The sequence below is a fragment of the Pseudomonas sp. B16(2017) genome, from assembly GCF_002113205.1.
Classification (GTDB): domain Bacteria; phylum Pseudomonadota; class Gammaproteobacteria; order Pseudomonadales; family Pseudomonadaceae; genus Aquipseudomonas; species Aquipseudomonas pharyngis.
Window position 1 is genome coordinate 315,312 of the sequence record NZ_NEKA01000001.1, and the last position, 9,949, is coordinate 325,260.

Annotated in this window: 10 protein-coding genes; 5 read left to right on the plus strand and 5 right to left on the minus strand. The window is 58.5% G+C overall.

All coding sequences use genetic code 11. The features are described from left to right. Position 1 precedes the first annotated feature (1 nt). The 4 genes from recG to CAG25_RS01570 all read left to right on the plus strand — a co-directional run bounded on the left by recG (position 2) and on the right by CAG25_RS01570 (position 4,710). Positions 2 to 2,077, plus strand: a complete 2,076-nt coding sequence (gene recG / locus CAG25_RS01555) for an ATP-dependent DNA helicase RecG (RefSeq protein ID WP_011336566.1) — start codon at positions 2 to 4, stop codon at positions 2,075 to 2,077. 79 nt (positions 2,078 to 2,156) lie between these two features. Continuing rightward, positions 2,157 to 3,557, plus strand: coding sequence for an aminoacyl-tRNA deacylase and HDOD domain-containing protein (locus CAG25_RS01560; RefSeq protein WP_074689969.1), 1,401 nt, complete (start codon positions 2,157 to 2,159; stop codon positions 3,555 to 3,557). 137 nt (positions 3,558 to 3,694) lie between these two features. After that, positions 3,695 to 3,952 (plus strand): hypothetical protein, encoded by a 258-nt coding sequence (locus tag CAG25_RS01565; protein ID WP_085612086.1) that lies wholly within the window; start codon positions 3,695 to 3,697, stop codon positions 3,950 to 3,952. After that, positions 3,949 to 4,710, plus strand: coding sequence for a Fic family protein (locus CAG25_RS01570; RefSeq protein ID WP_085612087.1), 762 nt, complete (start codon positions 3,949 to 3,951; stop codon positions 4,708 to 4,710). Before CAG25_RS01565 ends, CAG25_RS01570 begins: the two co-directional genes overlap by 4 nt. Before the next feature lie 36 nt (positions 4,711 to 4,746). Here the strand turns inward: CAG25_RS01570 and CAG25_RS01575 are convergent, their stop codons facing one another. Further along, positions 4,747 to 5,130: an SCP2 sterol-binding domain-containing protein gene (locus CAG25_RS01575; protein WP_039765176.1), complete on the minus strand. Its 384-nt coding sequence runs from the start codon at positions 5,128 to 5,130 to the stop codon at positions 4,747 to 4,749. A gap of 587 nt (positions 5,131 to 5,717) precedes the next feature. Here CAG25_RS01575 and CAG25_RS01580 point away from each other — a divergent pair. Beyond that, positions 5,718 to 6,086 (plus strand): DUF6124 family protein, encoded by a 369-nt coding sequence (locus CAG25_RS01580; protein WP_085612088.1) that lies wholly within the window; start codon positions 5,718 to 5,720, stop codon positions 6,084 to 6,086. Between the two features lie 62 nt (positions 6,087 to 6,148). On the opposite strand, the gene CAG25_RS01585 is transcribed toward CAG25_RS01580, so the two are convergent. Genes CAG25_RS01585 through CAG25_RS01600 form a run of 4 tightly spaced genes read right to left on the minus strand, consistent with a single transcriptional unit; the run spans position 6,149 to position 9,917 of the window. Further along, positions 6,149 to 7,336: a hypothetical protein gene (locus CAG25_RS01585; RefSeq protein ID WP_256575365.1), complete on the minus strand. Its 1,188-nt coding sequence runs from the start codon at positions 7,334 to 7,336 to the stop codon at positions 6,149 to 6,151. Next, positions 7,266 to 8,264: a hypothetical protein gene (locus CAG25_RS01590; protein ID WP_256575366.1), complete on the minus strand. Its 999-nt coding sequence runs from the start codon at positions 8,262 to 8,264 to the stop codon at positions 7,266 to 7,268. The genes CAG25_RS01585 and CAG25_RS01590 overlap by 71 nt, the downstream gene beginning before the upstream one ends. Positions 8,265 to 8,295: 31 nt before the next feature. Then, complete coding sequence (locus CAG25_RS01595) at positions 8,296 to 9,066, minus strand: lysozyme inhibitor LprI family protein (protein ID WP_085612089.1); 771 nt, start codon at positions 9,064 to 9,066, stop codon at positions 8,296 to 8,298. Between the two features lie 2 nt (positions 9,067 to 9,068). Beyond that, positions 9,069 to 9,917, minus strand: coding sequence for a type IV pilus biogenesis/stability protein PilW (locus tag CAG25_RS01600; RefSeq protein ID WP_085612090.1), 849 nt, complete (start codon positions 9,915 to 9,917; stop codon positions 9,069 to 9,071). Positions 9,918 to 9,949: the final 32 nt, after the last annotated feature.

The following is a 9,949-nucleotide window of genomic DNA, read 5'->3' on the forward strand; positions in this document are numbered from 1 at the left end:
CATGACGGAGCTGTCGCAGGTGTCGGTCACCGCACTCAAGGGTGTCGGTGAAGCCATGGCCGAGAAACTGGCCAAGGTCGGCCTGGAAAACCTCCAGGACGTACTGTTTCACCTGCCACTGCGTTATCAGGATCGCACCCGCGTGGTGCCGATCGGCGCGTTGCGGCCGGGGCAGGACGCCGTGGTCGAAGGCACCGTCAGCGGCGCCGACGTGGTCATGGGCCGACGCCGCAGCCTCGTCGTGCGCTTGCAGGACGGCACCGGTGGCTTGAGCCTGCGCTTCTACCACTTCAGCAACGCGCAGAAAGAAGGTCTCAAGCGCGGCACGCGGATTCGCTGCTACGGCGAAGCCCGGCCCGGCGCCTCGGGGCTGGAGATCTACCACCCGGAATACCGCGCCATCAACGGCGACGAGCCGCCGCCGGTGGATGAAACCCTGACCCCGGTCTACCCGCTGACCGAAGGCCTGACCCAGGCCCGTCTGCGCCAGTTGTGCATGCAGACGCTGACCCTGCTCAAGCCGGCCACCCTGCCCGACTGGCTGCCGACCGAACTGGCCCGCGACTATCAACTGGCGCCGCTGGCCGACGCGATCCGCTACCTGCACAACCCGCCCGCCGATGCCGACGTCGACGAACTCGCCCTCGGCCATCACTGGGCCCAGCATCGCCTGGCTTTCGAAGAACTGCTGACCCACCAGCTATCGCAGCAGCGCCTGCGCGAAAGCATGCGCTCCCTGCGCGCGCCGGCGATGCCGAAAGCCACCAAGCTGCCGGCGAAATACCTGGCCAACCTCGGCTTCAACCCGACCGGCGCCCAGCAACGAGTCGGCAACGAAATCGCCTACGACCTCAGTCAGCACGAGCCGATGCTGCGGCTGATTCAGGGCGACGTCGGCGCGGGCAAAACCGTGGTCGCCGCCCTCGCCGCGCTGCAAGCGCTGGAGGCGGGCTATCAGGTCGCGCTGATGGCGCCGACCGAGATCCTCGCCGAACAACACTTCATCACCTTCAAGCGCTGGCTCGAACCGCTGGGCATCGACGTGGCCTGGCTGGCCGGCAAGCTCAAGGGCAAGAACCGCGTCGCCGCGCTGGAACAGATCGCCAGCGGCACGCCGATGGTGGTCGGCACCCACGCGCTGTTCCAGGATGAAGTGCAGTTCAAGAACCTCGCGCTGGTGATCATCGACGAACAACACCGCTTCGGCGTGCAGCAACGTCTGGCGCTGCGGCAGAAAGGCGTCGGCGGGCGCATGTGTCCGCATCAACTGATCATGACCGCCACGCCGATTCCGCGGACGCTGGCGATGAGCGCCTACGCCGACCTCGACACCTCGATCCTCGACGAACTGCCCCCCGGCCGAACCCCGGTCAACACCGTGCTGGTCACCGACACCCGTCGCGTCGAAGTCATCGAGCGGGTGCGCAGCGCCTGCGCCGAGGGCCGTCAGGCCTATTGGGTGTGCACGCTGATCGAAGAGTCCGAAGAGCTGACCTGTCAGGCCGCCGAAACCACTTTTGAAGACCTGACCGCCGCCCTCGGCGAGCTGAAGGTCGGGCTGATCCACGGCCGCATGAAGCCTGCCGAGAAAGCCGCCGTCATGGCCGAATTCAAGGCCGGCAACCTGCAACTGCTGGTCGCCACCACCGTGATCGAAGTCGGCGTGGACGTACCCAACGCCAGCCTGATGATCATCGAAAACCCCGAGCGCCTGGGCCTTGCGCAACTGCACCAGTTGCGCGGTCGCGTCGGCCGGGGCAGCGCCGTCAGCCATTGCGTGCTGCTCTACCATCCGCCGCTGTCGCAGATCGGCCGCCAGCGCCTGGGCATCATGCGCGAGACCAACGACGGTTTCGTCATCGCCGAAAAAGACCTCGAACTGCGCGGCCCCGGCGAAATGCTCGGCACCCGCCAGACCGGCCTGCTGCAATTCAAGGTCGCCGACCTGATGCGCGACGCCGATCTGCTGCCCGCCGTGCGCGATGCCGCCCAGGCCTTGCTCGAACGCTGGCCTACCCACGTCAGCCCGTTGCTCGACCGCTGGCTGCGACACGGGCAGCAATACGGCCAAGTGTGAGCACCGTCGCAGTTTCTGACAGCTCGTTCCAACCAAGCTGGTTATACTCCTGCAATTGTTTCAAAAACGGATACAGACCATGACCGAAGCTGCTCTCGCCCCCGAATCACCGCACGCTCCGTCTGTTATTCGGCTGCTGCTCAACAAGCTGGGCGTCGCCTACGAAGAAGTGCTCGACCACCACGGCCTCAACGCCTCGCGCAAAGTGCAGGCAGTGTTGCTGGACGACGCGGTCGGTGCGCTGATGGTGCTGTTTCCACAGAGCCAGTTGCTGGATCTCAACCGCCTCGCCGAGCTGACGGGCCGTCGCCTGACCGCCGTGTCCACCGAGCGCCTGGAAAAGATGCTCGGCAAACACAGCCTGAGCCTGCTGCCGGGCCTGCCGGCGCTGACCAGCTCGCCGTGCCTCTACGAAGAAGGCCTGCTGCGAGAGCCGAAGTTGCTGATCAACTCCGGCGAGCCGGGCCTGCTGCTGGAAATCGCCAGCGAAGACTTCAAGACCATGCTGACCAAGGCCAGCGCCGCCAACTTCGGCGAAGCCCTGAGCAGCATCCGTCCGAACCTCGACCGCCCGGACGATGACCGCGAGGAAATCACCCAGGCCGTGCAGGCGTTCACCGCGCGGCGTATCCAGCAACGTCTGGAAGCGACCATCGAGATTCCGCCGCTGGCCGAAACCGCACAAAAAATCATCAAGCTGCGCGTCGACCCGAACGCCACCATCGACGACATCACCGGCGTGGTCGAAACCGACCCGGCACTGGCCGCGCAAGTGGTGAGCTGGGCGGCGTCGCCGTACTACGCCTCGCCGGGCAAGATCCGTTCGGTGGAAGACGCGATCGTCCGCGTGCTGGGCTTCGACCTGGTGATCAACCTGGCGCTGGGCCTGGCCCTCGGCAAGACCCTGAGCCTGCCCAAAGACCACCCGCAACACACCACGCCGTACTGGCAACAGTCGATCTACACCGCCGCCGTCATCGAAGGCCTGACCCGCGCCATGCCGCGTGCCCAGCGCCCGGAATCCGGCCTGACCTACCTCGCTGGCCTGCTGCACAACTTCGGCTACCTGCTGCTGGCCCACGTGTTCCCGCCGCACTTCTCACTGATCTGCCGCCACCTGGAGGTCAACCCGCACCTGTGCCACAGCTATGTCGAGCAACACCTGCTGGGCATCAGCCGCGAACAGATCGGCTCCTGGCTGATGCGCTACTGGGACATGCCGGACGAACTGGCCACCGCCCTGCGCTTCCAGCACGACCCGAACTACGACGGCGCCTACGCCGAATACCCGAACCTCGTCTGCCTGGCCGTGCGCCTGCTGCGCAGTCGCGGGATCGGCTCCGGCCCGGATGAAGACATTCCGGATGCGCTGCTGGAACGCGTTGGCCTGAGCCGCGACAAGGCCAATGATGTGGTCAGCAAAGTGCTTGAGGCGGAAGTGCTGCTGCGGGAACTGGCTTCGCAGTTCAGCCAGGCTTAAAGCATTCTTCGGAACGTCAACCAGGGCCTGTGTTGATTGCAGATAGGGCCCTGGCTCCACAGATTTCGGCCACTTTGCCAGCAACGACAGCAAACAAGCGCCCTGCTATGATTTGACGGCAATCAGAGGAATTTCCGATGACCCAAACAGATGCTGTCAGCGTTGCAAGCGAAGTGCGCAAGCTAGCCAAAGACAACAAGGTTACAGCCAGTCGTGACGGCATGAGTCGTATGGCCGTGGGGATTACCCGTTTGGCTGGCGATGTCGTCGAGCTGGATGGCATCGAACAGTTGCTCGTCAATCTCAAGCGAAAAGGCGTTCTGAGCAAATCTGAAATCCTGGCGCTCCAAGGGCGCTATCTTCAAGAAAGGCGCGCACAGAAACGTAGCGCATGACTTTTGATCCGTTCGGCGACTTCGACACGGCTGGATATCTTCAAAACTCGCTGCAACTGAAAGATCCCGTTGAAGTAAAAGAGTCAGAGCATCTTTCGTTCGAATTGAGTATCGAAGAGGCGCTTGCCTATCTGGCCAAGAAAAAGCCAATCGATTACCAGACTGTACTCAAGGTTCACGAAATCCTGTTCTCCGGCTTCTATCACTGGGCAGGAAAAGACCGGAACGAGCTTGTCCCCCACCTGGCAGTCTTCAAGGGCTCTCTCGACGACCCTCGCAGCACCGTCTTCGAGCGCCCGGACTCCATCAAAATGTCTGTCGACTATGCGCTCAAGCTCGCATCAGACAAAAAACGCTTCAGAGACCATCCCGGTGGAGTGATGGGCCAACTGGCTTTCGCACACCCCTTCCTGGACGGCAATGGACGCGCGATTCTATTGGTCTTCATGGAACTCTGTTATCGAGCCGGGTTCGCCATCGACTGGTCAAGAACAAACAAAGACGACTACTTGCGGGCACTCAGCGACGAGATCCGAGAACCTCGCGAAAGGCATCTCGATAACTACCTCAACCCGTTCGTAGTCGATATATCCAGTCGTGACGAATGGCCAGAGACCATCAGTGGCATCAGAGGCCTGGATGGCCTGGACAAGGAAGACATCGCTTACGAGAAGCTGGACAACCCGAAAGTCCAGCAGATCTACAAGACGTACCGGGGCCAGCCACTGGACGCCGAGCCCCCTGAACCGGACAGCTGAAAACGCTGAACTGTCCCGGCAAGCTACCTGAAAGCCCTATGACTTCGGCTTGGCCTTCCTAGGCTTCAAATACTTCATCAACCCCTGAAACCACATGACCAGCGCCGGGTTGCCCTTGAGCTGAATCGACTTGTCCTGAATCCCCTGCATGAATGCCAACTGCTTGTTCTTGGCCTGCATCGTGGCAAACCCGAACGCCGCGTCTTTAAAGGCAATCGCAAACGCCGGCTCCGCCACCACCCCGGACTTGCTGGTAATGCGCTGGTCCTTCACCACGAAATGCCGCGCCACTTTCCCGTCCAGAGTCTGTAGCTGAAACACCAGATCCTTGTCACCCAACTGCTGCTGGAACGCAGGATTTGTCCGACTGGCCTTACCCATCAACAGACCCAGCATCCACAGAAGAAAACGAAATTTCATGCGCACAGCCTCAAAAGGGAAATGAACGGCTGGGGGAGTGTAAGGGATTCGGATAGATTCGCCACTATCCAAGACTGATAGAAGACGATGCAGCGATTTTCCTGCCAGATGACTACCAAGTCACGAATTCCAACCCCTGAACCCGATCGTTCCCACGCTCTGCGTGGGAATGCATCCCGTGACGCTCCGCGTCACACCATCCTCCCGTCCTACACCTGAAGAAACACATTCCTGTAGGAGCTGCCGAGAGCTTTGGTTTCTTGTTCCTCGACCCCGCAAATCCTTGGGAAATGTCCTTCAAACTGCGGTGCTGTCCATGAACTAGGCGTGCTTGAGGTTCATCGATAACCTCTTTCCGTCACCGCAAAATCGGTGACTCGGACGTGCAAGTCCGGAATCGATGCACATCAGTTATAGCCATTCACCGAGTGTTTTCTTATGCTCGCGAATCGTTATGGCGGCTGTGTGTGGGAGATCTTCGGGTCTGCCGGGTTTATCGATTACCGGTCTTGCACACCTATACACAGCTGCCACCTCATTCGAAGTGCAAGCGAGAGGTTGCTAGCTCCATCAATCGGTAAATTCCAATGATCAAACCAACACCCAACCCTCCTGAAATCCCAGAAACCTCCCCCTACGAATCTCCCGATTCGAAGAAACTCCACGAAGCCGCCGAACGCGCCCTCGACCACCATTTCAAACCCACCACCCCACGCCCCAAACGCCTGGGCGGCCTGTTCGCCCTCTGCCCCAACGCCGACGCCGAAGCCCTCATGGCCAACGCCTCCGAAGACCTGCTCTCCATCAGCGCCTTCGCCGCCAACCTGGCCGACGACCTCGACGGCCCCCGCCGCTCGATGGCGCTGGGCCTTAGCAGAATGGCGGACGGCGTTCGATTGATGGTGGAAGGCACGCTCGATCACATTGAGTTTCGGGAGTATCAAGCCAAGCCGTAGCTGAATCGCGGGCGGCAAAAAGGGGACGTTGAGTCCCCTTTCCTGATCTTCGGCAGCAGCGACTAACGAAAGTCCTCTGCGCTTTTGGGTCGCGACTCCAACCCAAGAAGCGCCGCCCGGTTTATGAAGGAATAACTTCCTGAGTCGCATCGCTGCCTGAATACAACTTTGTCCTCCTTGAGCACTGTCAGAAAACTCACGAAGGCCTGACTAACGAGGTAGGTATACGCACCGCTTTTGAACTTGATGATGTTCAGGTTCACGCTGCCTTCCGACGCATCTACAACAAAGAATTTGCCCTTGGGTGGCGTAGCGTTCTTCGGGTAGACCATCTCGATGTTCCCCGGCACACCGTAGCGATACTGAACAGAACCGGCCGTGGGCTTGCTGTTTCCCCGCGCACAAACGGAAACCGTCTTGCCGCCCTCCAAAGGGCAGCTGAAGTAGATGTCTTCGTCATCCGAGCACAACGTTTCATCCTGCCCGCCCTTCAACAGCGCCGTCTCCTGAGAAACGCGCTCCGGCGTTTGCGCGACATCAGCACAGTTGGACAGGCAAACCAGTTTCGAAAGATCCGGGACATCGCTTTCAGCAAACAGGTACGTCGCTGACCCCTCACGGTTGCGGGCGTGATAAACGGGAACACTGACGGCCAGCCCCTTGGCCGACACCGGCACCTTGGCATCCCCGCCCGAGACGACCCAGCCTTCGGCCTCCCCGCATAACGCCTCCAAGGCGACTTCACTGAACGAGTCTTTCGTTGGCACGGCAAGCGGCTTGGCATCACCTCGGCAGTCATAGCCATGCCAGTAGGGCCCGGTGTTCATATCAATGTCGATCGAGAAAACATAAGCGCCGTCGAGCACCACTTTGCCGCTGTCGTAGGTGAAAACCAGCCAACGACGCGACTTCGCCTGGGAGTAGTTTTCTTCCTGAAGGATGTAGCGTTCACCATCTCGGTACAGCCAAAAGCCACTCATCGCCCCTGCCGGTTCCTCCATCTCGGAGAGACGCTGCCCGGAGTGTGAGTCCACCAGAAAGTTGTCCTTCAGCGCCAGCGCACAGTCGCTGTCAGCATCCCTGCACGACGTGAGAGACGGGAACATCGGCCCCGCCACCGCAGAGAAAGAACACAGCAATAACGCGATCAAGCCTAATCTTTTCAACTTGCCACCTGTTTCAAAGCGAGTAATCCATGACTTCTTCAAGCTGCCAGCATTGCCCACGGACAAACCGATACTCGAAGACATAATCGGTATCCGGTTTCTGCAGGATGGCGACGGCGTGATCACCCTGCTCTTCCTTGATGGTCAACGTCAGGCCCTGGGCCTCTCGCTTCGCCGCATCCGGAATGATCGGGAACTTGAGCTGATCGCCGCTGAGGCTGCTTTTTTGCATCTCGGGCTCGGGATCACCGGCCACGGTCGTGACCATTTTCAGCGGCTGCTGGACGAAGGCTTTCTGCACGTCCGCGCGTTCAGAGAAGGCTGAGAGGAACGTTGAAAAGTTGGGTGAGGGGCAAGCAACACTGGTCACGTCATCGTCGGTCTTTAACGCTGTCTGGCGGATCTCCTTTTGCAGTTTCGAATCGGCAATGATCTTTGCATCAAGGTCTGCCAGACGCTTTTTGATACTCGCTGCATCCTTGTAGGCACACACGACTTCTACGCCGTCTTCCCGATTTATACCGTCAAGGCAGTTCTGCAACTCAGGGTCTGCCGGGTCACCCCAAAAGAACTGCAAAGCCAAATGATCGCCGTCCTTGAAGAGTGGAAGTTCCAGCACCGAATAGGAATCTCCTTCGAAATGCTCATGCAGGACTTTGTGTTTTGTCAGGACAAACATGGATTTCCCCGCTCGCTCAGGGAATTTGCGCTCGAAGAAGAACACCGAGGCAATTTGTTCGCCCTCAACCTTCCACACATAATTTAGCGAAGGTTTCACTGCATTCATGGGAGCGTAGAAAATCTCGGCACCAGGCACGTGCACGTCCCTGACCTGATCCTTAAGATTGTTCTTCAAAAAGAACACCGTGATCTTTTGATCACCCAACGAAGCAACCACCGGAGGATGCAGTTCTCCGATGGTTTGTGGGTCGCTTGCCGATGCCGGCTGAGTCGACAAGCCGACGATGAGCCCGAGCACACCAAAACAACTTGAAAGCCTGGTCAATTCCAATCACTTCCCTGCTGATCAATCTTCTAAATATTTACGCTGATGGTTTCATCGATGACTCAGGTGCGCCGCATTTCAGCTCTTTGATCTGCTCGTTCTGAATCGGAATCACACAGGCGAGGCGCTTCTCTGCCTCCTCACGAAGCTCGAACAAGCTGAGCGTCAGCTGTAAACCATCCGAAGTGAATGCATGATCCTCAAACAAGGCACTGGCGTAACCATCCCAAAACGATTTGCCGTTAAAACTGCAAAACCGTTTTGAGGAGAGCACCCGCCAATTGCCCTCGGGCGCAAGGATCTGAACATTGAGGCAGGGGCTGCCAAACGTAGTGACATAACGAGCCACCACATCGCCGTATCGTTGCGAAGCAGAACTGGAAACCTTAGCGACATCGACCACTTCACTCGGACCATCCGGAACGACCGCATCCAGGAAGGCTGCACGCTCTAGACTCATTCTGGCGATGCACTTATTGAGCACCAAGGTATATGCCTGCGATCCGGGTTCGACATCCGTGGCATCGAGGGGGCAAGTGGTATCGCGCAATTTGATCCAGGCCCGCTGCGAGTCTTTGGCCATGGCCATGTAAGCCTTTCCTTGCTCGGGCTCAGGCTTCCATCGAGATTCGAATCGCGCCATCAGCTTTTTGTAGCTGGCATTGAGTTTTGCGTCGGCACTCTTGCGATCGGCTTCCACACACTCATCGTACTGCCAGCTCACAGTGATGACTTTGCAAGTGTCCTCTGCGAGCGCGGCTGAAGCGGACAGCAGTCCTAAGGACAACGCAATAAAGCGCACAAACATATTCAATTTTTCATTCCCTGAATAACGGATCGCTCAACTACGCGTTGAGGTATTTTCTGCGCCTTGCCGTCGGCGCTCATCGCGTCGCGGTACTGGCTGTAATAACGCTGCGCTTCGTCTTTGCGATCAAGGCGCCAGAGTGAATCGGCGATGTTCAACATCAGCACGGTGCGCTTACCGACGGCCTCAACGCCGCGATAAAACTTCAGTGCAAGCTCATCGTTACCGCCCTCGGCCAAGTAGAAGGCCAGGTCGTTGAGAGCTTGAACATTCCGCGCCGGTGGGTGACAAGCCATATAGGCGTCTGGACTTATAGTGCGAAGATTGAATTCGAGTTCTTCCACGCGGGATTGCGACATCTCAATACTTGAGACTTGATTCAACAAATCCGTTGGAGATGGTGTCGTCAAGGCAAGGTCAAGAACCTCCCCCTCACCGGAAGTCCATCGGTTGCCCTCCCACTTGCCGTAGCAAAACGTGGCTACGTGCTGACTCAGTACGCAACCGGTCTCCATCGAAATGACACCGCAACCCGTCTCCTCTGTTGGAATTTCTTCGCCCTCTTGACCAATGACAACGCCATACAGAGTCTGAAGAAGCAGCACTGTTTTTTTGTCAGGGCTTAGCCAATTGTCATGCGCTTCGGTACCAACGTCGGAAACATAGAGGGGGAAAGTTTTGCCATTCGCGGTAAACGAGGCGACCGCAGACTCCGGAACAGGCCTGCTCCATTTCTTATCCTTCAGCGTCAACATGTGCCCGCCAACCCCGACGATCTGAATGTTCTCAGCCAAGGCATAGGCAGAAACGAACAGGCTCATGACTATCATCACCCATTTAAGGCTGCCCATAGTCGATCCTTTTCACTGACGGACTTTCCGAC

Bases quoted from the DNA above. Each gene is read 5' to 3' on its own strand.
- recG (WP_011336566.1), top strand. From the start codon at position 2: ATGACGGAGCTGTCGCAGGTGTCGGTCACCGCACTCAAGGGTGTCGGT.
- CAG25_RS01560 (WP_074689969.1), top strand. From the start codon at position 2,157: ATGACCGAAGCTGCTCTCGCCCCCGAATCACCGCACGCTCCGTCTGTT.
- CAG25_RS01565 (WP_085612086.1), top strand. From the start codon at position 3,695: ATGACCCAAACAGATGCTGTCAGCGTTGCAAGCGAAGTGCGCAAGCTA.
- CAG25_RS01570 (WP_085612087.1), top strand. From the start codon at position 3,949: ATGACTTTTGATCCGTTCGGCGACTTCGACACGGCTGGATATCTTCAA.
- CAG25_RS01575 (WP_039765176.1), bottom strand. From the start codon at position 5,130: ATGAAATTTCGTTTTCTTCTGTGGATGCTGGGTCTGTTGATGGGTAAG.
- CAG25_RS01580 (WP_085612088.1), top strand. From the start codon at position 5,718: ATGATCAAACCAACACCCAACCCTCCTGAAATCCCAGAAACCTCCCCC.
- CAG25_RS01585 (WP_256575365.1), bottom strand. From the start codon at position 7,336: ATGTCTTCGAGTATCGGTTTGTCCGTGGGCAATGCTGGCAGCTTGAAG.
- CAG25_RS01595 (WP_085612089.1), bottom strand. From the start codon at position 9,066: ATGTTTGTGCGCTTTATTGCGTTGTCCTTAGGACTGCTGTCCGCTTCA.
- CAG25_RS01600 (WP_085612090.1), bottom strand. From the start codon at position 9,917: ATGGGCAGCCTTAAATGGGTGATGATAGTCATGAGCCTGTTCGTTTCT.